Below are 21,575 nucleotides of genomic sequence, written 5' to 3' on the forward strand. Positions count from 1 at the left end.
TGCAAAAGCTATTCCCTTCAGTCATTTCAAATAAAAAACTGCGGACAATTGCCCGCAGTCTAAACACATTCCGCTTACGTTAACTATTGCCGGCTTCTTCGCGCTTCTGAGCATCGAGGACGGCAATGGTCGCCAGATTTACAATCTCATCTACGCTGGCACGCATCTGCAGTACGTGTACAGGCTGCTTAAGTCCCATTAAAATTGGGCCCACTACCTGTGCGACTTTCATCCCACGGATGATTTTGTAGGAAAGATTCGCACTCTCCAGGTTCGGGAATATAAACACGTTGGCGGGCTTGGTACCGAGTTTGGAGAACGGATAATCTGAAAGATGATCGGCATCCATCGCAAAATCGGGCTGAATTTCGCCATCCACCACCATATCCGGATACTTTTCATGAAGGATAGATACGGCTTTCGCCACTTTCTTCGAAGTATCGGAAATGGCTGCGAAGTTCTCGAAAGACAGCATGGCGATTCGTGGATCTATCGCAAAAGATTTCACCACCTTTTCAGACATGCGTGCGATATTCACCAAATCTTCTGATGTTGGATTTTGGATAATCGAGGTATCTGCAAAGAAAATCGGTTTCTTGTCTGTAAGGATCATCATCATTGATGCTACCTTGTCCACGCCTTTGTCTTTCTCAATCACCTCAAGTACCGGTCGCAGTACGGAAGTGTAATTTTTCGAAAACCCAACAATTAGCGCATCGGTATCCCCATTTTTCAACATCAGCGGACCGAAATAATCGCGTTGGCGCACAATCCTTTTGGCTTTATATTCGTTCATGCCTTTTCTTTGGCGCAGTTGCCAGAGGGTTTCCCGGTAACGTTTACGGTTCTCTTCCTGGTCATCATCGGCAGGGTCTACTATCGGAACATCAATTTCTATCCCGAATTTCTTCATCTGTTCTTTAATGTACTGTTTCTCGCCAAGCAGGATAGGATGCGCGATACCTTCTTCCAGAAGAATCTGTGCTGCCTTCAGTACATTATATTCCTCGGCATTACCCAGCGTAACTCTTTTCGGGTTTGAGCGGGCACGGTTTTGCATCATACGGATGAGTCTTTCATCACGCCCCATCCTGTCGAGCAGGGCATTTTCATACTCTTCGAAATCTACAATCGGTTTGCTTGCAATACCGCTGTTCATGGCTGCTTTGGCTACCGCCATAGAAACTCTGGTGATCAAACGGTTATCAAATGGTTTCGGGATAAAATATTCGCGTCCGAAACTCAGGTTCTTAAGGTTATAGGCCAAGATTACTGCTTCCGGCACGGGTTCTTTGGCTAGGTTTGCGATGGCATGTACAGCCGCAAGTTTCATAGCTTCATTAATACCGGTTGCCTGCACATCCAGCGCGCCACGGAAAATATACGGGAAACCGAGAACATTGTTCACCTGATTAGGATAGTCGCTTCTGCCGGTGGCCATAATGGTATCTTTACGCGTTTGCATTGCCAAGTCATATTCAATTTCCGGGTCGGGGTTGGCAAGACCAAACACAATTGGGTTATCAGCCATGGTAAGCAACATTTCGGGCGTTAGCACGTTCCCTTTAGACAAACCAATGAACACATCAGCACCTTCCACCGCATCTTCTAGCGTATGGAGATTAGTTTCGCGCACGAAATCTAATTTTTCAGGGGTAAGGTTTTCACGCTGATGATGGATTACGCCTTTTGAATCGCACATCAGTACGTTTTCTTTGCGTAAACCGAGTTCCAGATAGAGTTTGGTACAGGCTACCGCGGCGGCACCCGCCCCGTTCACCACCATTTTTATGTCTTCTATTTTTTTACCGGCAATCTCTAGCGCGTTGATGAGTGCGGCGGCTGAAATAATAGCGGTACCATGCTGGTCATCGTGCATTAAAGGAATATCCAGCTCTTCTTTCAGGCGTTGCTCGATATAGAACGCCTCGGGGGCTTTAATATCCTCCAGGTTGATGCCTCCGAAGGTTGGCGCGATTCCTTTAACGATTTCAATAAATTTATCCGGATCTTTTTCGTCGATTTCGATATCAAACACGTTGATATCTGCAAAAATCTTGAATAATAAGCCCTTCCCTTCCATTACAGGCTTAGAGGCTTCAGCACCGATGTCCCCGAGGCCCAGAACGGCCGTTCCGTTAGAGATTACGGCTACCAGGTTTCCTTTCCCGGTATATTCGTAGGCGGCTTTGGGATCTTTTTCAATCTCCAGACACGGGATCGCCACACCCGGTGAATATGCGAGCGAAAGATCGCGCTGCGAGGAATGTGGCTTGGAGGGGATGACTTCTATTTTGCCTTTAGGCTCGGTACGATGATAATCCAGCGCGGCCTGGCTGAAGGTTTTCTCGTCGCGGTTGGTTTTACTTGACATAATAAATTAATTTTTAAAGAACCGGAAAGATTTTCCCGGCAGAGGCCCAAGAGGCCTTTTAATGATTAATGGACGAATCAGGAAAGATTCAGAATATATTTTTTATGATAATCTACGAGGCTTTCGATAGGTTTCTGTACCACGCGCCCTACTTTCAGGTTAAGTTCTGCCGCTGCTGAACGCAAAATATCTTCGTAAATATAGGCGATATACCCAATGAAATTGATTTCGGCTTCGCGTGCTTCGGGATAGGGCAGCACCTGATAATCGAGAAAGTTTTTCATCTCATCAAACACCATGTTCTGGAAGTAGGAATGCTTTCGCCGCTCGGCAATAAATTTATTGAACTCGCCCAGATAGGCGTTGGCCCTAGGATTATGATACATTTTATTCAGTGCCTCCTCAATGCTGAGGTTGTAGGTCGCACGGAAATCGGCTTCCAGATCTTTCGGGAGTTTTTTCATGAAATATCTTCGAAGGAGATGTTTGCCAAGTGCGCTGCCACTGCCTTCATCACCGATTAAAAAACCAAGTGAAGGCAAATCTGTCCGGATTTTTTCACCATCGAAATAACAGGAGTTAGAGCCTGTACCCAAAATACAGACTATGGCCGGTGCGCCGTTGTAGGCAGCATACGCCGCCGCCGTCATGTCTTCTTTGATGCTGACTTCAGCATTCGGGAAGATCCGAGTAAACTCGTGTTCAATTTTCTGTGCGTTATGTGCTGTACCACACCCTGAACCATAGAAAAACACTTTTTCGATATGATTTTTGAGGAAATAGAGCTGCTGGTTTCTATCAATCTCCTGAGAAACGAAATCAGGATTAATAATATTCGGATTAAAGCCCAATGTAGTGGTCTTCAGGTGTAGTTTACCTGAATTTTCAAGTATCACCCAATCACATTTGGTAGAGCCGCCGTCTACAATGGCAATCATATTTCAATAGGGTTTTAAAGGTGCTAAAGTATCAATTTAATTTGAAAACCGCTGGTGTTTTAGCGGGTTATTTACAAAAGTGCTGCGGAAGAAAGGCATTAAAAAAGCAGCCCCGCACAGGACTGCTGTATCTGGCAAGTTACACCGGCATTACTCCACATTCAGCACTTCCCGGATTTCGGGTGCGTGCTGTTTGATGGTATTCTCTACGCCCAGTTTCATCGTAGAGAAACTCATCGGGCAGCCGTTGCAGTTACCCTGTAGTTTTACGTAAACGATATCCTCCTTCACCTCTACCAATTCGATGTCGCCACCGTCTTTATTCAGAAAAGGCCGAATGGTCTCCAGCGCATATTTTACTCTGTTAATTGTTTCTTCTTGCATAATCTGTATTTTCACGTTCAGCCTGCTAAGACCTGTATTTTTTTATTTTTTTGGGGAACAGCCAGCCATTGTAGTGATTTTCACAGCTTCGGTTGGTGGCAGGTTTTTGTTTCTTTCCACCAGGCTTTCAATCATCTGTTGGGTGGTTTTTAGGTAGATGTCTGCAATAGCCGAACCTTCCTGAAGTGCGGCTGGGCGGCCTACATCTCCTGCCTCACGGATACTCTGGATGATTGGGATCTCGCCTAAAACGGGGATACCCAGGTCTTCTGCCATGTATTGTGCGCCTTGATTCCCGAAGATATAATATTTATTCTCCGGAAGTTCTTCGGGTGTAAAATAGGCCATATTTTCTATTAAGCCAAGTACCGGAATGTTGATGCTTTCCATCTGAAACATCGCGATCCCTTTACGAACATCTGCCAATGCGATGTGCTGCGGTGTGCTTACAATTACGGCGCCGGTTACAGGCACTTCCTGAATGATGGACAAATGGATGTCACCCGTACCTGGCGGCAAATCTATCAAAAGAAAATCTAGTTCGCCCCAAGCGGCATCGCGAATCATTTGGTTCAGAGCCTTGCTGGCCATTGGCCCGCGCCATACCACAGCTTGATTAGCGCCTGAAAAATAGCCGATTGACAACATTTTCACGCCGTAATTCTCGATAGGCTTCATCAGGTTTTTACCATCAATTTCTACAGAGATGGGTTTTGCGCCTTCGGTATCGAACATGGTTGGGACGGATGGCCCATAGATATCGGCATCTAGAAGCCCTACCTTGAAACCCATTTTAGACAGTGTAACCGCGATATTGGCAGCCACGGTAGATTTCCCTACCCCACCTTTGCCTGATGCTACAGCGATAATATTCTGGATGCCAGGGATTTGCTTCCCTTTGATAAGGTTTTGCTGTACTTCGGTTGGCTCTGGTGAAGTAATTTTAAGTTTCAGTACGATTTCTTCTCCGAATTCTGAGGCGAAAGCCTGTTTCATAGCAGCTTCGAGTTTCTTTTTCTCGTGCATGGCCGGTGAATGGGCAGTCATATCAATATACACATCATTACCCATTACCTGGATGTTGTGTACTAGATCATCTACTTCTATCTCTTTCAGAAAATTCTGAACTTTATCTTTGGTTAACATAATGGCTTGTAAAAATTAGCCACAAATTTAAGCAATTTATTCTGTAATTTAGAATGAGTAAAAGGAGGAATAGGTGACATCAATCAGTATTTGACTGAAGTGTCTTTATTAAACAGACGCTCTGTAAGCCAAACGATAAAAAATGCCGCGAATGAAGGCATTAACCAACCCAACTGATGTTCTGAGAGCGGCAAAATATCATTAACTTGCTGTACCACTGATGGAAAAAGATTGAAGTGAGCAAATACGGAGAACGATGCAACTACCGCTGCAGCTATTACGGCGGCCACAAAAGGCCGTCTGCCCTTTACTGCCTTACCGAAAAACAGTACGGTAAGAATCAGCGCAAATGTAATCGGATAGATGAAACCCAGAACGACTACCGCATATTCAATGATTTCATCAACACTTTTTACAGAAAAATAGCCCGAAACAAGGCAGGTAATGATTACACCCACTTTGTAGCTCATCTTACCTTTAGTTAACTGCTCAAGAAAACTGCCCATCGCGGAAGACAGGGCAATAGCGGTCGTAAGACAGGCCAGCGCAACCGCGACAGAGATCACTATAGTCCCGTTATGGCCTAATACGGTTCGGGAAATATGTAGCAGCAAATCGGTTCGGGAAATATCCTCTCCTTGGGGATACCCAGCGTGTGCCCCCAGATAAATTAAGCCACCATAGATAAATAACAGCGCCATCATGGAGACCAAACCAGCCGCAATGGTAATTCTGAACCTATCAGTCGTGTTTGTGAACCCTTTATCAATAGCCGCTGAGATGATGATTCCGGCAAAAATCACCGAGGCCAGCACGTCAAGCGTTTGGTACCCTTCATGAAATGCGAATATAAACGCGCTTCGCTCATTTAGGGTTGATAGCTCCACGGCTGACGGAGGATTCATCATGCCCATCACCACCAAGATGCCTAAAGCCAGAATTAAAAAAGGAGTGAGGAAATTACCAATAATATCGACAATCTTGGATTTGGAGGCAGAAAGAAAGACCACTACTATAAAGAATAGTACAGAAAACACAATACTGTTGAAAGACGGCAGTAAAGGCTTGATACCAATCTCATAAGTTGCTGCCGCTGTACGGGGAATCGCTACCAACGGACCGATACACAACATAATTAAAAAAGTAAGCACCAACACCACCCCAGGATTTACCTTACGCCCCAAATCGGTGAATGAAGTCCCGAAGAGTACGACCGTAAGTACACCCAGAAAAGGCGAAACAATACCTGTAGTGAAGAAACCCGCTACCGCTGCCAGCCAATCTTCACCACTTCTCAGTCCTATGAATGGCGGAAGAATAAGGTTGCCCGCCCCAAAGAACATGGCAAAAAGCGCAAACCCTAGCGTGACTGCTGTCCCCAGTTTGTTTTTCACTACAGCTTTATATTAAGAAGTTTAGAATCTGAAGAATTATAAATCCCCACCGTGATTATCCAGCTGTCCTTCCCATTTTGATACGGCAGAGGTTGCGAGTGCATTACCGAGTACATTGGTCATACTTCGTCCCATATCACAGAAATGATCAATCGGGAGAATCAAGGCAATTCCTTCCGGTGGGATGCCGAACATCGTACACGTCGCCACAATAATAACTAGGCTGGCACGCGGCACGCCTGCAATACCTTTTGAGGTAAGCATCAGTACAAGCAGCATAATAATCTGTTGGCCCAAAGTCATATCGATACCATAAATCTGAGCGATGAAAATGGCCGCGAAAGTCATGTACATCATACTTCCGTCCAAATTGAATGAATAACCGAGTGGCAAGATGAACGAGACAATTCGGTTGTTACAGCCAAATCTTTCAAGTTCTTCTACAAGTTTTGGAAACACCGCTTCGGAACTGGTTGTTGAAAAAGCGATGAGCAACGGCCCTTTGATCCTTCTTAAAAGTTCGAAAAGACGGTTCCCGATAATCGCGTATCCAACAATTAACAGCACTATCCAAAGAATAGCGAGCGCGAAGAAGAAATCCCGCAGATAAATAGCGTAAACCTTAAAAATATCGAACCCGTTTGTGGCAACCACCGCAGCGATAGCGCCTAAAACACCAAGCGGCGCGAACCACATGATATAGCCTACCATTTTCAGGATGGCATGTGCACAAATATCCAATGCACGGACAATCGGTTTGGTGTAATCCTCGCCCATATTCGCCAACGCAATACCGAACATAATGGAAAATACTACAATCTGCAAAACCTCATTGGTAGCGAAGGCTTCAAAGAGGCTTTTGGGGATCACATGCTTCACAAACTGCTCCAGAGAAAGGCCTTGGCTATTCGCCACTACATCACCCCCTGCATCTGCGGCAGGTATCGGGAGTTGCATCACATAACCCGGCTGCAACCAATTTACAAAGACAAGCCCGATGAGTAAAGAGACGAGCGAGGCGGTAATAAACCAGAGCATGGCCTTGGACCCTACCCTGCCAATCATCCTCATATCACTCATCTTAGAGATTCCCACTACAAGGGTTGTGAATACGAGCGGAGCAATAATCATCTGCACCAAACGAATGAAAACAGTTCCTAAAAGTTTGATGTTGGTGGCAAAGCCTTCAGCATTTTCAGGAAATTGGGTATGAACAATACCGCCCATGATAACACCTATCACTAATGAAATCACAATGGCGATAAACAGTTTGTTTTGACCTTTCATGTATTATTTTTAAAATGTAAGCGCTACAAATATAGTTTTTTTTAGTTATTGCAATAGCCAACCTGCGTTCACAGCAAACAAAAAACCTCTGAAAAAACAGAGGTTGTAAATAAAATATCTTAAATATTAAGCGCGCAGGTAACGCGAGTAGGCATAACCTTCTTTACCGTCGGCAGTCCGAACTTTCCACCAGTCATCAGAAGTCTGTTCTACCAGTGTTACGTTTCCACCTTTTGCTACTTTACCTGTAACAGCGGCTTCTGTAGAAGGCTCCTGGCGGATGTTTAGGTTAGAGCTTTCGGTCTCCACCCGAAGTGAAGTTCCTGTAGAGAGGCCAGTAATCTGGACGTTCAGGTTAATATCTGAGGCGGTATAGGTCGTATCTATCGCTCCTAAAGCGTTCCACACCGCATCTTTAGCGGCGCTGGATGAGGCATCACCAGAGATATAAAGAATCCCTTCTTGCTCTGTAATCTGAAGGTTACGGATGCCCGCTGATTGTGCGGCAGAAATCACGCTCGCATATTTATTCTGTAATGTATTCATAACCAACTATTTTACTGTGTAATTATAATTTACTTTTCCTACTTGCAGTGCATCAACAGACATTTTTATTTTACGGGCCTGTTCTGGCGAGACATTCCCGGTCAGGGTAAGTTCACCATTCACGACTTCTACATTTACGGATGGGAAATCCTTCACAGCATCCGCAACTTTTTGCTGAACTTCTGGATCAACAGCTGAAACTGTTTCGACTACTGGTGCAGTTTCTATAGTTGACATGTCCATCACATCCTTGATGCCAGGAATCGCTTTCAGCGAAGCTATCATCTGGTTACGTGAAGCCTCATCAGCAAAGGTTCCGCTAAGGTGTGCGGTGCCATCCTTTACCTCTACAGAGGCATTTGGGTTAGCAGTAACAATAGTAGTGGCCTGCGTTTGCAGATCTGCATCACTCACTTTTTTCTTACAGGCTACAGACCCGAAGGATACTGCAAGCGCTAAAGCCGCCATTGCGATTGTTTTTTTCATAGTTGAATATTTTAATGTTAATAGGTATTCAAATTTAATGATATAAGTCATATAAAATCACCGGTTAAGATAAGAAATTTCGGCATTTACTGTACAATTCGCTTTTTCGAAGCAAAATTAGGACCCTTTTTAATCATGACCTCGTTCGATAATCCGGAACGTAAGGTTGATTCTGGGGGTGGTAATTTTTTTTGATGGTGGCAAACGGTGTTGCCAAAAGCGCTGCGTTTCATCTTTCATTACCAGCAGGCTGCCATGCTCCAAAAACAGTTCCATTTTTTCTTTGGTAGCCTGATGTCTGAAAACAAATTTACGTTCCGCTCCTAAACTTACTGATGCGATTGCGCCATTTTTCTTTAAATCTTTCTCTGCATCACTATGGTAAGCCATGCCTTCCTCGCCGGAATGATAAAAGTTCAGCAGGCAGGAGTTGAATTTTTCGTCTGTTTTTCCTTCCGTCAATGCTTTAAGTTCGAGAAGTTCGCACGTCCACGGAAGTGCGGTTTTGGTGCTTTTGGAATAGGTGTAAGAAAACGCTTCGTCGCCGTACCAGGCTACCTTACGCTTCGTGATTATTTTCTTTCCCAATATTATTGCCTCATCAGGCTGCCATGCAATGTTTTTCATTAAAAGAGCGTAAAGACGGTTCGCTTCTTCTGTAGATAAGATTTTCCCGTAATAATTCACGGTACCGTCACGTGGCAGTAAGTTTAGGTCTGGGTCCGCACTATTATCAAATAAACGCATCATCAGTCAATTTGTTAGTTAATTTATAATCTTTTTTATACTTTCGGGCAAAATTATCATTCATGAAAAAATTTCTGCGATTTGCTCTCCTGTTTTGTTTCCTCTCGGTTTTTGCTCAAACGGTGCCGGACAATACCTTTGTGAAGGAAAACTTCACCAAACAGGAAGTTTACATCCCGATGCGCGACGGGGTGAAGTTATTCACTGCGATTTACATTCCAAAAGACATCTCGAAGTCTAAGAAATACCCGTTCATCATGCAACGCACCTGCTACAGCATCGCTCCTTACGGCGAAAACGAATACCGCGCGTCGCTGGGCCCTAATAAATTTTTAATGAATGACAAGTACATCTTTGTTTATCAGGACGTGCGTGGCCGATACATGAGCGAAGGTACGTTCACCAATATGACACCTCAGGTGGAACGCAAAACCAAAAAAGACGTCGATGAAAGTACGGATACTTATGATACGATCGAATGGTTGCTGAAGAACGTAAGAAACAACAATGGGAAAGTGGGCCAATATGGCACTTCCTATCCGGGATTTTATACCGCTGCAGGCATCTTGGCAGACCATCCGGCACTTGTAGCTTCTTCGCCACAAGCTCCGATCTCAGATTTCTGGAATGATGATTTTCTGCACAACGGAAAGTTCATGCTCGGCTATTTCAGGACTTTCCCGGTTTTTGGCGTACAGAAAAACAAAGCCGAAAACAAAGCCTGGTACAGCGACAGCATGATTAAGGCTACATCAGAAGATGGCCTGAAGTTCTACCGAGACATGGGTACGCTGAAAGACGGGTATGAGAAATATTACAAAGACAATTTCTTTATGACCGAGGTGATGAACCACCCCAATTATGATGAATTCTGGCAGAAAAGAAGCCTGCTGCCACACCTTAAAAATGTAAGACACGCTGTGATGACCGTAGGCGGGTGGTATGATGCCGAAGACCTGTTCGGGCCTTTAAATATTTATAAAACCATTGAAAGAACCAGCCCAAAAGCCAAGAACACCATCGTGATGGGACCTTTCTCACATGGCGCGTGGGCACGCGAAACCGGAAAGCACTTCCACAACGAGGTTTACTTTGGCGACAGCATCGCAACTTATTACCAGAAAAATTTGGAAACAAAATTCTTCAGTCATTATTTAAAAGGAAATCCCAAAGCCGACGCCGGTTTACCCGAAGCCATGATGTACGATACCGGAAAGAAAGAGTGGAAAGAATTTGATGTTTACCCTCCCATAAATGCCAAAAAAGTCAATTTTTTCTTAGCCGACGGCACACTGAAAGAAAGTGCAGGCAATTCAGTATCCGAATATTACAGCGATCCGCACAATCCGGTTCTGAGTTCAGATAAAATCAAAGACTTCAACGGTTTCACGCCCCGGAATTACATGAGTGAAGACCAGCGGTTTGCTGTTGGGCGTCCGGACGTAATTACTTTTACAACCGATGTTTTAACAGAAGACATCACTTTCGCGGGTGAAATTTTGGCTAAACTTAATATTGCTTCTTCTTCAGACGACGCGGATTTTGCCGTAAAACTTATCGATGTTTACCCAGAAGATTTTAAACCGGCGGAAAAGAAAGACGGCGTCGTTTACGGAAACTACCATCAGATGGTACGCAGCGAAATAATGCCTGCAAGATTCCGCAACTCACGCGAAAAACCGGAAGCGCTTGTTCCGAACCAAAAAACTGCGGTGAACTTCCGTCTGCAGGACGTTGTGCACACATTTAAGAAAGGTCATAAAATCCAGATTCAGATTTCGAGCACCTGGTTTCCGCTGTTTGCTGTAAACCCTCAGAAATTCATGGATAATCCAAATTTCGCCACCAAAGAAGATTACACAAAAGCGTTCATCAAAGTTTTCGGGGACAGTTCTTTGGAGGTGGATGTTTTAAAATAACTTGTAATCTCTATTTGCACTTCTAAAGTGTAAATTATAAGACCATAAAAAATGCTTTCCCTGACCGGAAAGCATTTTTTATGGATGCTATCTTCGAGCTGGAGCAAGCTATCTTTTTGAGATATGATGGTAAGCCAACATTTTATAATAAAGTTTCGCCGCAAGGAAAGCACTTGGCTTGGCCATTGGCGAATCCATCAGTTCTACGATATCGAAGGCCACCACATTGCATTTTTCGAAAACTTTTTTCAGGAGTTCCAGCGTTGGATACCATTGCAGGCCGCCCGGTTCCGGTGTTCCGGTGGATGGCGCGATTGATGGGTCGAACGCATCAAGATCGATGGTGATGTACACATTCCCAGACACTTTTGCCAGCACATCATCGATCCAGTTTGGGTTAGTCGCGATTTCATGCGCCCAAAAGCATTGCTCTTCATTCACATGTTCCATTTCCTCGGCATCCATAGAACGTATTCCGACCTGAACGAGATTGTGTTTTTTGCTGGCTTCATAAACCGCACAGGCATGATTTGAAGTTGATCCGTGGAATTCAGGTCTTAAATCGGTGTGAGCATCAAGCTGAAGAACAGTTAAGTTCTCATATTTTTCACCCACAGCACGAATCGAACCGATGGAAACTGAATGCTCACCACCGAAAAGCGTGAAAAGTTTGTCCTCATGCTTCAAAAGTTCTTTGGTTTTTTGGTAAACCGCTTCCGTCATCGCTTCCGGCGTGGAGTTTTCGGAAACTTCGCCTGCCAGATAAACACCTTCCAGATAAGGTTCGGTACGGGTTTCGATGTCGAAAAGCTCCATATTCTCAGAAGCATCCAGGAAAAGTTCCGGGCCTTTATCGGCTCCTTTGCCCCAGGTCGAGGTTCCGTCATAAGGAACCGTCACGAGCATCACTTTTGAGTTTTCCAGGGTGGCGTTTTCTTCCGGAATTCCTGCGTATGTCTGCATTTTGATTTTTAATTTAGATTGAAAATTTCAAAGCTCAAAGATAAAAAACAGATTGTAAATGAAAGCCATTTTCGCGGCTGGATAATTCCGGGAAAATTCTTAACTTTAGTCAAACCTAAAAAGATGGAAACGAATAACTTTAGTAACGATTCAACCAACTGGATTTGGGGCGTTTTCTACTACAACAAAAACGATAAGCGGATTTTTCCGCCTAAACGACAGCCCTGGATGGGTTGGACTGTGAATTTCGCCAATTGGAAATCCATACTTGCTTTGGTGGTGGCATTAGCTTTTTTCTTTGGTTTGATCTGGTTCATCGAAGCAAACCAATAAAATTTTCATCTTAAAAATTTCAGAGCGCTTTTTCTACCTTTGCGCAAATTCTGAATATGCCTTTAAAAGCGATACTCTTCGACATGGACGGGGTGATTGTAGACACCGAACCGCTGCACCGCAAAGCCTATTTTAAAATGTTCGAGGACCTGAATATCTCGGTTTCTGAGAAACTTTACACCAGTTTCACGGGTGCTTCTACACAGAAAGTCTGCACGACACTTGTTGAGAAATTTAGTCTGAATTCTACACATGAAGAGTTAGCTTCGATAAAACGCCGATATTTTAAGCATTACTTTGACCATGATGCGGATTTTGATCTTCTGCCGGGCGTTAAGGACCTTATCGAAAACTATTTCGACAACGGCCTGAAAGTTATCCTGGCTTCCTCCGCGCACATGAACACCATCAACTGGGTCTTTGAAAAGTTCAGGCTTGAGAAATATTTTTCGGGGAAAATCAGCGGTGCCGACTTGAAGGAATCTAAACCTCATCCCGAGATTTTTCAGCTAGCCGCAGAAATGGCCGGCGAACCAACAGAAAACTGCCTGGTCATCGAAGATTCTACGAACGGCATTATGGCGGCACACGCAGCCGGAATTTTTTGTGCTGCCTACAAAAGTCCACATTCTAAGGACCAAAACTATGAACTGGCCAATATCCTGGTGGAGGATTTTGCTCACCTGAAGTTACCGAAAATCCAAAGGTTTTTCTGAGGCTGCAATGAAAGAAAGCTGTAAGGAGAGGTTGGGCGCGAGCGAAGCGAGCGCCGAAAAAGCTATTTTGTAAATCTTCGGAAGCAGAACCGCCTGAAATTCTAGCCCCGATCTTAACGGCATCCTTTTGCGGAATGCAGTGCAGTAAAAGATACAGTGGAGAGCGGGACAAAAATTGAAAAGGAGCAACCCGCGGCTGCTCCTTAATTTTAATATCCTAATAATTTCAGTACATCTTCCGGCCGCTGTTCCTCGCGGAAAACTTCATACGTAAAGTTGCCTTCTTCGTCTTTATTGATGAGAATATGCTTGGGCTGAGGCATCAGGCAGTGGTGAACGCCGCCGTAACCGCCGATCGTTTCCTGATAGGCGCCGGTATGGAAAAATCCGATATAAAGCGGTTTGGTGTCACTGAAAACCGGTAGATAAATCGCGTTGGTATGCTGCTCGGAATTATAATAATCATCTGAATCGCAGGTTAATCCACCCAGGAAGACACGTTCGTAGGTATCTTCCCAGCGGTTCAGCGGCAACATGATAAAGTGGCGCGAAATGGCCCACGTATCCGGCAGAGTGGTCATGAAAGACGAGTCGATCATATTCCATTTTTCCCGGTCGTTCTGGCGTTTTTGTGAGATGATTTTGTACAGGTTCCCGCCACTCTCCCCGACCGTAAAACTACCGAATTCGGTATAGATATGTGGTTCTTCAACGCCTTCTTCCTCACAGAACTTTTTGATCTGCGATACGATTTCGTTTACCATATACTGGTAATCGTAATCGAAATTCAGCGAGGTTTTGATTGGGAAACCACCACCAATATTGAGTGAATCTACTTCTGGCGCAATCTTTTTCAGCCTGGCGTAAACGCGAAGACATTTGTAAAGTTCGTTCCAGTAATACGCGGTATCTTTTATCCCGGTATTGATGAAGAAATGCAGCATCTTGAGGCGCGCATTGGGGTGGTCCGCGATTTTTTGGCTGTAATACGGGATAATATCTTTATACCCGATACCAAGCCGCGAGGTATAGAATTCAAATTTCGGTTCTTCTTCGGAAGCGATTCGGATGCCGATATTGAAAGTGGTATCAATGCTTTCGGTAAGCTTGTCAAGTTCCCGGTAATTGTCGAGTACCGGAATGATATTCTGGAAACCACTGTTGATGAGTTCTGAAATTTTATGCAGATAATCATCAGTCTTGAATCCGTTGCAGATTACTTCGACATCTTTATCGTATTTTCCTTTGTCGTAGAGCGATTTTACGATATCCATATCGTACGCCGACGAAGTTTCTATCGAAATATCATTTTTCAAAGCCTCTTCAAGTACAAAGGCAAACTGGCTGGATTTTGTGCAGTAGCAGTAACGGTAACCTTTTTTATAATCATTCTTCTCGATGGCTTCTTTAAACCACGCTTTCGCACGCTGTATATTGGTAGAGATTTTCGGGAGATAATTAAACTTCAAAGGGGTGCCAAACCGTTCTACCACATCCATCAGAGGTATATCGTGAAATTGCAGTGTATTCTCCGAAACATTAAATTCTTCTGTCGGGAAATACAAAGTCTGGTCGATAAGTTCTGAATATTTAATTTTCATTCTAAAAAAGTTGTGGTATTTAAATGTTAAAAACAGTGTTGAAAAATAAACTGCAAAATTGGTGAAAAAAGTTGGTTTCTATAAGCTAATCTCGGAAAAATTACCCCATCGGCTGATGACCGACAAATACAACGAGTTCTCCCCCCGAAAACTGCACGCTTACTTTGTCTTTCAACGCAAAATTTCGTGTACCAATCCTTTTATCCACCGATAAATCCTCCCCATTAAGTTCCCAGTTCAGCCCCTCCGTCTTGATATTTGAAGCTACCGAAACCGGAAATAGCGATACCAACCGACCTTTCATCTCCGTTAAAACTAAATTTTTAGGCGCAAAGAAATAACGCGAAAATTCATCATAGAATGTAATGTCTAATGCATCCTTGAAAGCCAGTGCCGTATGCAGATTCCCCAAAAAATGATCCATCTCGCCACCGCTTCCGCCATATACATCCACGGTTTTATACCCACGATAGAGGATGATTTCGAGTGATTTATGAAAATCGGTCTTATCCTGGTCGGGCGTGTAAATAAATTTATCCTGAGCCAGTGACTCATCGGTGCCGCTGTGTGAATCGAAATCCCCGGAAATAAACGCCAGCTTCTTCAGAGGGAAACCCAACTTCTTCAAATAATGAAATGCCCCGTCGGAACACGCGATCAAACCATATCCTTCAAAATTCGGGATCGTACTTGGTGGTACCCCATTAATGAAAAGCAGCGCTTTATCGTTCATTCGGATTCCAGTATTCTTCTTTCTCGCCATATGTTTTAGAAACGTATCGGGCCAGCATGAACAGGTAATCTGAAAGGCGGTTGAGATATTTGATGAGTTCCGGGCGTACTGTTTCGGTTTCGTTCAGAAAAACAAGGCTGCGCTCGGCCCGGCGGCAAACCGTTCGGCAGATATGCAGCGAAGTGGCCGCTCTTCCGCCACCCGGCAGAATGAAAAACTGCAAAGGTGCCAGTTCCGATTCATACGCATCCATCCAGCTTTCTAGTTCTTCAATCTCTTTTTCAGAAATCATTAAAGCAAGTCTGGATTTTCCGTTCGCCAAAGTTAGCTTATCGGTTGGTGTAGCAGATTCTGAACCCAAAGTGAACAGATCAAACTGGATTTTTTTTAACTGACTGATGACTTTCTCATCTTTAATTTCAGCCTTTGCAAACCCTATGAATGAATTAAGTTCATCAATGTTTCCATAAGATTCTACTCTGGCAGAGGCTTTTGATACGCGCGTACCGCCATACAAAGCGGTTTCGCCCTTGTCACCGGTTTTGGTGTAAATTTTCATCGGCTTTACTTTGATGTAAATTTAAGGATTTTAAAGATAGCTGTAAGGCTTGCATTAATGCGCATTTTGAAAAGTTTTGATCGTAAATTTGACTATTGCTGTCATATTTTTAGAAATTTCGGCCTCTCGAAATTTTTCGTAAATATTCAGGAAATTTTCTAGCTTTAGCTAAAAGCCTCTAGTACAATCGTCCAGAGGTCACGATTATAACTCCTGAAGAAATTTACATGCCCGATCTCTTTTTCTGGCGATTCGCTGACGCGGATTTTACGGTATTGCTTTTTAAGGTTCGGGTAACCTTTATTCATCAGGCTTTCCATCCCTTTCATGGTTACCCACGTATCATCTTCCGCATAAACGACCAGGGTTTTCTGGTGCAGATCATCGGAATAATCGCCGGCACTTTTAGCAAAAAGTCGCCCCGTGGATTTGCGGTGAATAACCAAGGTTCGCCAATCAAGCGCTACCCCTTTTGGCAGAGATTCGCCTAAACCGAACCATTGTGCCGGAAAATATCCTAAGATTGCCGTAAGTACGGGCAGCAGCAAACCAAACCCGAACAACCCGAGCATGGCTATCCGAAAATTAAGATTCCGGAAGTACGCATCTTGGGTGGCCACAAATACAAACTTATCAAACATCGTGGCGTCAGGATTCATACCCAGGATTAGGGCGCCAACAGAATGTCCCAAAAGATATTTCTGATGATTTTTGTAATGCACCGCCACATATTCCGTCATGGTTCTAAAATCCTGCGCGCCCCAAATCCGCATGGAAGCCTCAAAATTCTTGATATTAGCAGGTTTCGATTCGCTAATACCACGGTAATCGTAGGTGATGACTGTAAAGCCGTTCTCTGTCAAATATTTTGCGAAACCGAAATATAGTTGTTGCTTGACACCGGTAGCGGAATTTATAAGCAATAGTTTCCCGTGAGATTTTTCAGGCTCGAAAATCTTCACGGAGATAGGTGCGCCACCAGCAGAAATAAGGACGAGTTCTTTCATTTTAAAATAAAAAATTCACTTCTGAAAAGTGAATTTAAATATCATTAGACCATTAAGGGCATAAAAAAGTTTAAACTTTATGTTAGAAACAGTTTTTCTATTCTTCATCAAAATCTTTCAGGTAAGGCAAACCACTTTGCGACCCACGGTTCTTGGTCACTTTTAAAGAGACATCATTACCAAACTGCACACAATCATCAATGGTGTTGCCGTGGCACAGCGCAATCGCAAAACCTGCGGTAAAAGCGTCGCCCATGCCCATCTTGTGAAGCACCGAATCGTGGTCGTTGCGCTGGTATTTCATCTCCGAGCCGTTATAGTAAGTGGTGGAATTAGAATCATCGCGCACGAAAAGCCGGTTCGGGAATTTTTTAAGGATTTCCTCTCGCTGTTCTTCCCCAAAAACAGTGGTTAACTCATTACTTTTGGCCACGATAAAGCTGCTGGCCTCAATCACCTCTGTGGAGAGTTTCTTCGCCGGCGCGGCATAGATGCCTACTTTTACGTCGTACCGTTTTGCAAGACTTACCGCAAACTCCACTGTTTCCATCGGAATCTCGAGTTGTATAAGCACCAAATCAGCGGATGCAAAATATTTTTCGGCTTCAGCGACATGTTTTGGCCGTAAAAAAGAGTTCGACGCGGGTACTACGACGATGGAGTTCACACCTTCGGACGAAGTGACGTAAGCCGTACCTGTAGCGGCATCTTCTGTTTCTGCCACGAAGCCTACATTTACCCCTTCATCCACCAAATTCCGGAGAATCTGCTGCCCAAAAGGATCCATACCTACAGACCCGATAAAATACACGCTGGCACCAAGGCGCGAGGCTGCCACTGCCTGGTTGGCCCCTTTGCCCCCAAAAAAACTTTCGGCTTTTTCTGCCATCACGGTTTCGTTGGGTTTGGGAATATGGTCTGTACTGAGGACCAAATCAATGGACGAACTGCCTACGACTATAATTTTGGGTTGCTCGGTGGTGATTTTCATGTTGAACGGTTAATTAAAATAATCTGCCTGATAAAATGGGATGTGGCGTAACAAAACTATTCTTTTTCTAAGAGAAACAAAAATCTTCGCAAAAGCGCGTCAACTGCCGATTTCGATAAATTCGGTGATGATTTTTACAGGTTTCCCCTCAGCATCGTAGCCAATATAGCTCCCGTAAAACCCTTCACCATACCCTGTCTCAAAAGCAAAAATGCTGCCTGGTTTTGTATCAGAAGGTTTTAAGACCGCAAACTGATCGATGGCACCGTTCTCATCAAAAAAATGAGCATGGAAGAATTCTTCATAAATCCCCATAAAATCAGCCCCTTTTCTTTTGAAAATACGTTGTTCAAGCCGGCTCAGTTCATGTTGGGTATCGGCATCCATAAAACAGCCCATGCCGCTTTCTACGGGATAACCGAATATCTCGTCCTTACCAAGCTCAGCCACGCGCTGCCCTTCTGTAGTTGCCAGTTGCCAAGATTTTACCATATTGTTACTGAAAACAATTTCTATATAAGCGATGCAGTTGCTTTCGCGCTCTTTATGAACATGAAGCGGGTAGTCACCCACTGGGAATGGCTGCGTAAAAGCCGGCATATCATTGGTAAGCAACGGATCGCAGGCGACCAGATGACCGGTCGGAAGATGAATTTTGCCGCCATCAAAAGTTTCGATCAGTGGGCTTTCGACAAAATCTTTGCTAAAAAGCTTCGCAATATTTTCGAGGTGAGTCATGTTTTGTTTTAATTATTATAAAGTCTTCAGTTTCGCCTCTAAAAGTGCAATTTTCTCCTGCGCATCGCGCTGTTTTTTGCGCTCAGCCTCTACGATTTCTGGTTTTGCATTAGCTACAAACTTTTCATTGGAAAGCTTCTTATCCACCGAAATCAGGAAACCTTTGAGGTATTTTATCTCATCTTCAGTCTTTGTTTTTTCTTCTGAAAGATCGAGGTTTTCGCTGAGCGGGATGGAGATCTCACTGGAACCGATCAGGAAGGTAAAGCTCGGTTTATCCGTTTTCTGGGCGTAATGAATATCAGAAATATTGGCTAATTTTTTCACTAAATCTTCATTCTCGAAATGTTCTGCGTTAGTGAAGATTTCAACAGATTCACGTGGAGAGATGCCTTTGCTCTGGCGATAATTCCGTACACCGGAAATGATGTCTTTTGCAAGATCAAAATTATTCAGCACCTCCTTACTGAAATCGCCACCTTTGCTTTGTTGCGTGATTACCAATGCGTTATCCGCATTTCGGGGTGTGATGTTCTGCCAAAGTTCTTCTGACAAGAACGGCATGAAGGGATGCAGAAGTTTCATCAATTCCTCAAAATAAGCAATCGTCTGATCGTAAACTTCCTGCGAAACAGGCTGGCCAAACGCGGGCTTCACCGCTTCCAGATACCATGCGCAGAAATCGTCCCAAACCAGTTTGTAAACGAGATGCAGCGCATCAGAAATCCGGAATTTTTCGAATTGGTCGGCAATTTCAGTGATGGTTTTATTCATTTGCTGGCCAAACCACTCGATCGCCTGTGCGTCCGATTTGTTTGGTTTCACGTTCTGATCTTTATTCCAACCCTGAATCAGGCGGTAAGCGTTCCAGATTTTCGTGGCGAAATTCCGGCCCTGAAGCATCAGTTCTTCATCAAAAAGAAGATCGTTTCCAGCGGCGGAACTTAACAGAATACCCACACGAACACCATCCGCACCGTATTTTTCGATCAGTTCTATCGGGTCGGGCGAGTTACCCAGCGATTTCGACATTTTGCGTCTTTGCTTATCCCGAACTATTCCGGTGAAGTACACATTTTTGAACGGAACTTCTTTGCGGTATTCGATTCCGGCCATAATCATCCGGGCCACCCAGAAGAAAATAATATCGGGACCGGTTACCAAATCCGAGGTTGGATAGTAATAATTAATATCCTCATTTTCAGGATCAATAAGTCCGTCAAAAACAGACATTGGCCACAGCCACGAAGAAAACCACGTATCAAGCGCATCCTGATCCTGTCTGAGATCGGACATGTTAAGATTCGGATTTTTAGATTTTTCTTTTGCAAGCTCCAGCGCTTCTTCAATGGTTTCAGCCACTACAAAATCGTTTTCGCCTTCCCCAAAAAAGTACGCCGGGATCTGCTGTCCCCACCAAAGCTGGCGCGAGATGTTCCAGTCACGGATGTTCTCCATCCAGTATTTATAGGTATTCTTGAATTTTTCAGGATGAAATTTTACTTCATCGTTAATCACTACATCAAGTGCGGGTTTAGCGATTTCCGACATTTTCAGGAACCACTGCACCGAAATTTTAGGTTCAATTATGGCACCGGTCCGCTCGGAAGTTCCTACTTTGTTGATGTAATCTTCGGCTTTTAGCAGTAAACCATTTTCATCAAGTTCTTTTGCGATGAGTTTTCTTACTTGAAAACGGTTTTTGCCGGCGTAATGCAGGGCGTGGGCGTTCATGTTTCCGTCTTCATCAATAGAGTCGATAACCTGCAGTTGATATTTCTGCCCAATTTCATAGTCATTGATGTCGTGTGCCGGTGTAATTTTTAATGCACCGGTACCAAACGCTATATCCACATATTCATCTTCAACAAGGGGAACAGCGCGGCCCACGATGGGTACGATAACGTTTTTCCCTTTTAAATGTGAATAGCGCTCATCCTGTGGATTTATACATACAGCGGTATCGCCAAAGATGGTTTCGGGACGTGTGGTGGCTACTGAAATATACTCTTCCGAGCCTTCGACTTTATATTTTAAGTAATAAAGTTTGCCATTTTGCTCTTTGAAGATCACCTCTTCATCAGAAATATTTGTTTTTGCCTCGGGATCCCAGTTTACCATGCGGTAACCGCGGTAAATCAGACCTTTGTTGTATAGATCAACGAAAGATTTGATGACCTGCTGAGACATTTTCGGTTCCATCGTGAAGCGTGTACGCTGCCAGTCGCACGAGCAGCCCAGCTTTTTGAGCTGTTCCAGAATGGTTCCGCCGTAGGTATCGGTCCATTCCCATGCATGTTTCAGGAATTCTTCGCGGGAAATATCCGCTTTATTGATGCCTTCTTCCTTAAGTTTTGCTACTACTTTAGCTTCCGTGGCGATAGATGCGTGATCTGTGCCCGGCACCCAGCAGGCGTTGAAGCCCTGCATTCTGGCGCGTCTCACCAGTACATCCTGGATCGTATTGTTCAGCATGTGACCCATGTGCAGAATCCCGGTCACGTTCGGTGGCGGAATTACGATGGTATAAGGAGGTTTCTCGTTGGGTTCGGAATGAAAGTAGTTATTTTCCAGCCAGTAAGCATACCATTTCTGTTCGGTTTCTTTGGGACTGTATTTTTCTGAAAGCTGCATAAAAATCTGTTCTTAGTCTATTCTTGCAAAAATAGGCAAATAAAAAAATATCCGGATGTAGAAATAATTTTTAACTTTG

The 21,575-nt window shown here is 44.1% G+C and carries 20 protein-coding genes; 3 read left to right on the forward strand and 17 right to left on the reverse strand.

Annotated elements, in window-relative coordinates:
- Positions 1–79: 79 nt before the first annotated feature.
- The 9 genes from CO230_RS10410 to CO230_RS10450 form a co-directional block, all read right to left on the reverse strand.
- Positions 80–2,374, reverse strand: a complete 2,295-nt coding sequence (locus CO230_RS10410; protein ID WP_122028537.1) for an NADP-dependent malic enzyme — start codon at positions 2,372–2,374, stop codon at positions 80–82.
- A gap of 77 nt (positions 2,375–2,451) precedes the next feature.
- Complete coding sequence (locus CO230_RS10415) at positions 2,452–3,312, reverse strand: BadF/BadG/BcrA/BcrD ATPase family protein (protein ID WP_122028538.1); 861 nt, start codon at positions 3,310–3,312, stop codon at positions 2,452–2,454.
- Positions 3,313–3,462: 150 nt separating this feature from the next.
- Complete coding sequence (locus CO230_RS10420; RefSeq protein WP_122028539.1) at positions 3,463–3,696, reverse strand: NifU family protein; 234 nt, start codon at positions 3,694–3,696, stop codon at positions 3,463–3,465.
- Between the two features lie 42 nt (positions 3,697–3,738).
- Positions 3,739–4,842 (reverse strand): Mrp/NBP35 family ATP-binding protein, encoded by a 1,104-nt coding sequence (locus CO230_RS10425; RefSeq protein WP_122028540.1) that lies wholly within the window; start codon positions 4,840–4,842, stop codon positions 3,739–3,741.
- An 83-nt stretch (positions 4,843–4,925) separates the two neighbouring features.
- Complete coding sequence (brnQ, locus tag CO230_RS10430) at positions 4,926–6,236, reverse strand: branched-chain amino acid transport system II carrier protein (RefSeq protein WP_122028541.1); 1,311 nt, start codon at positions 6,234–6,236, stop codon at positions 4,926–4,928.
- A gap of 36 nt (positions 6,237–6,272) precedes the next feature.
- Positions 6,273–7,523, reverse strand: a complete 1,251-nt coding sequence (locus CO230_RS10435) for a dicarboxylate/amino acid:cation symporter (protein ID WP_122028542.1) — start codon at positions 7,521–7,523, stop codon at positions 6,273–6,275.
- 126 nt (positions 7,524–7,649) lie between these two features.
- Positions 7,650–8,069, reverse strand: coding sequence for an SH3 domain-containing protein (locus tag CO230_RS10440; RefSeq protein ID WP_122028543.1), 420 nt, complete (start codon positions 8,067–8,069; stop codon positions 7,650–7,652).
- Positions 8,070–8,075: 6 nt separating this feature from the next.
- On the reverse strand, positions 8,076–8,555 hold the full coding sequence (locus tag CO230_RS10445) for a BON domain-containing protein (protein WP_122028544.1): 480 nt from the start codon (positions 8,553–8,555) through the stop codon (positions 8,076–8,078).
- 129 nt (positions 8,556–8,684) lie between these two features.
- Complete coding sequence (locus tag CO230_RS10450; RefSeq protein WP_122028960.1) at positions 8,685–9,302, reverse strand: alpha-ketoglutarate-dependent dioxygenase AlkB family protein; 618 nt, start codon at positions 9,300–9,302, stop codon at positions 8,685–8,687.
- A 62-nt stretch (positions 9,303–9,364) separates the two neighbouring features.
- Between CO230_RS10450 and CO230_RS10455 the strand changes: the two genes are divergently transcribed.
- Complete coding sequence (locus tag CO230_RS10455; protein WP_122028545.1) at positions 9,365–11,221, forward strand: CocE/NonD family hydrolase; 1,857 nt, start codon at positions 9,365–9,367, stop codon at positions 11,219–11,221.
- 108 nt (positions 11,222–11,329) lie between these two features.
- Here the strand turns inward: CO230_RS10455 and speB are convergent, their stop codons facing one another.
- Complete coding sequence (gene speB, locus CO230_RS10460) at positions 11,330–12,184, reverse strand: agmatinase (RefSeq protein WP_122028546.1); 855 nt, start codon at positions 12,182–12,184, stop codon at positions 11,330–11,332.
- Between the two features lie 123 nt (positions 12,185–12,307).
- Between speB and CO230_RS10465 the strand changes: the two genes are divergently transcribed.
- Positions 12,308–12,517, forward strand: a complete 210-nt coding sequence (locus CO230_RS10465) for a DUF5808 domain-containing protein (RefSeq protein WP_122028961.1) — start codon at positions 12,308–12,310, stop codon at positions 12,515–12,517.
- 56 nt (positions 12,518–12,573) lie between these two features.
- Complete coding sequence (locus tag CO230_RS10470; protein WP_122028547.1) at positions 12,574–13,233, forward strand: HAD family hydrolase; 660 nt, start codon at positions 12,574–12,576, stop codon at positions 13,231–13,233.
- 209 nt (positions 13,234–13,442) lie between these two features.
- Here the strand turns inward: CO230_RS10470 and CO230_RS10475 are convergent, their stop codons facing one another.
- From CO230_RS10475 to CO230_RS10505, 7 genes are all read right to left on the reverse strand, one after another.
- Positions 13,443–14,834 (reverse strand): arginine decarboxylase, encoded by a 1,392-nt coding sequence (locus tag CO230_RS10475; protein WP_122028548.1) that lies wholly within the window; start codon positions 14,832–14,834, stop codon positions 13,443–13,445.
- Between the two features lie 100 nt (positions 14,835–14,934).
- A complete protein-coding gene (locus CO230_RS10480) occupies positions 14,935–15,567 on the reverse strand; it encodes a thiamine diphosphokinase (protein WP_122028549.1) in 633 nt (210 codons plus the stop codon).
- Entirely contained in the window at positions 15,557–16,126 is a 570-nt protein-coding gene (locus tag CO230_RS10485; RefSeq protein ID WP_122028550.1) for a cob(I)yrinic acid a,c-diamide adenosyltransferase, read from the reverse strand. The genes CO230_RS10480 and CO230_RS10485 overlap by 11 nt, the downstream gene beginning before the upstream one ends.
- 164 nt (positions 16,127–16,290) lie before the next feature.
- Entirely contained in the window at positions 16,291–17,133 is an 843-nt protein-coding gene (locus CO230_RS10490) for an alpha/beta fold hydrolase (RefSeq protein WP_122028551.1), read from the reverse strand.
- Between the two features lie 97 nt (positions 17,134–17,230).
- Positions 17,231–18,124 carry a ribokinase gene (locus CO230_RS10495; RefSeq protein ID WP_122028552.1) on the reverse strand — a complete coding sequence of 298 codons (894 nt, stop codon included), beginning with the start codon at positions 18,122–18,124 and terminating at the stop codon, positions 17,231–17,233.
- Positions 18,125–18,223: 99 nt separating this feature from the next.
- Positions 18,224–18,862: a DUF4241 domain-containing protein gene (locus CO230_RS10500; protein WP_122028553.1), complete on the reverse strand. Its 639-nt coding sequence runs from the start codon at positions 18,860–18,862 to the stop codon at positions 18,224–18,226.
- Positions 18,863–18,877: 15 nt separating this feature from the next.
- The gene (locus CO230_RS10505) at positions 18,878–21,496 is read right to left on the reverse strand and encodes a valine--tRNA ligase (protein WP_122028554.1); all 2,619 of its coding nucleotides are present in this window, start codon (positions 21,494–21,496) and stop codon (positions 18,878–18,880) included.
- Between the last annotated feature and the right edge of the window lie 79 nt (positions 21,497–21,575).

Source organism: Chryseobacterium sp. 6424 (assembly GCF_003692615.1).
Taxonomy (GTDB): domain Bacteria; phylum Bacteroidota; class Bacteroidia; order Flavobacteriales; family Weeksellaceae; genus Kaistella.

What these genes read in the sequence shown, in the direction of transcription:
- CO230_RS10450 (WP_122028960.1), bottom strand. Translation starts at nt 9,302, where the DNA reads ATGCGTTTATTTGATAATAGTGCGGACCCAGACCTAAACTTACTGCCA.
- CO230_RS10455 (WP_122028545.1), top strand. Translation starts at nt 9,365, where the DNA reads ATGAAAAAATTTCTGCGATTTGCTCTCCTGTTTTGTTTCCTCTCGGTT.
- CO230_RS10470 (WP_122028547.1), top strand. Translation starts at nt 12,574, where the DNA reads ATGCCTTTAAAAGCGATACTCTTCGACATGGACGGGGTGATTGTAGAC.
- CO230_RS10425 (WP_122028540.1), bottom strand. Translation starts at nt 4,842, where the DNA reads ATGTTAACCAAAGATAAAGTTCAGAATTTTCTGAAAGAGATAGAAGTA.
- CO230_RS10435 (WP_122028542.1), bottom strand. Translation starts at nt 7,523, where the DNA reads ATGAAAGGTCAAAACAAACTGTTTATCGCCATTGTGATTTCATTAGTG.
- CO230_RS10480 (WP_122028549.1), bottom strand. Translation starts at nt 15,567, where the DNA reads ATGAACGATAAAGCGCTGCTTTTCATTAATGGGGTACCACCAAGTACG.
- CO230_RS10495 (WP_122028552.1), bottom strand. Translation starts at nt 18,124, where the DNA reads ATGAAAATCACCACCGAGCAACCCAAAATTATAGTCGTAGGCAGTTCG.
- CO230_RS10440 (WP_122028543.1), bottom strand. Translation starts at nt 8,069, where the DNA reads ATGAATACATTACAGAATAAATATGCGAGCGTGATTTCTGCCGCACAA.
- CO230_RS10445 (WP_122028544.1), bottom strand. Translation starts at nt 8,555, where the DNA reads ATGAAAAAAACAATCGCAATGGCGGCTTTAGCGCTTGCAGTATCCTTC.
- CO230_RS10410 (WP_122028537.1), bottom strand. Translation starts at nt 2,374, where the DNA reads ATGTCAAGTAAAACCAACCGCGACGAGAAAACCTTCAGCCAGGCCGCG.
- CO230_RS10500 (WP_122028553.1), bottom strand. Translation starts at nt 18,862, where the DNA reads ATGACTCACCTCGAAAATATTGCGAAGCTTTTTAGCAAAGATTTTGTC.
- CO230_RS10475 (WP_122028548.1), bottom strand. Translation starts at nt 14,834, where the DNA reads ATGAAAATTAAATATTCAGAACTTATCGACCAGACTTTGTATTTCCCG.
- speB (WP_122028546.1), bottom strand. Translation starts at nt 12,184, where the DNA reads ATGCAGACATACGCAGGAATTCCGGAAGAAAACGCCACCCTGGAAAAC.
- CO230_RS10505 (WP_122028554.1), bottom strand. Translation starts at nt 21,496, where the DNA reads ATGCAGCTTTCAGAAAAATACAGTCCCAAAGAAACCGAACAGAAATGG.
- CO230_RS10415 (WP_122028538.1), bottom strand. Translation starts at nt 3,312, where the DNA reads ATGATTGCCATTGTAGACGGCGGCTCTACCAAATGTGATTGGGTGATA.
- CO230_RS10485 (WP_122028550.1), bottom strand. Translation starts at nt 16,126, where the DNA reads ATGAAAATTTACACCAAAACCGGTGACAAGGGCGAAACCGCTTTGTAT.
- CO230_RS10420 (WP_122028539.1), bottom strand. Translation starts at nt 3,696, where the DNA reads ATGCAAGAAGAAACAATTAACAGAGTAAAATATGCGCTGGAGACCATT.
- CO230_RS10490 (WP_122028551.1), bottom strand. Translation starts at nt 17,133, where the DNA reads ATGAAAGAACTCGTCCTTATTTCTGCTGGTGGCGCACCTATCTCCGTG.
- CO230_RS10465 (WP_122028961.1), top strand. Translation starts at nt 12,308, where the DNA reads ATGGAAACGAATAACTTTAGTAACGATTCAACCAACTGGATTTGGGGC.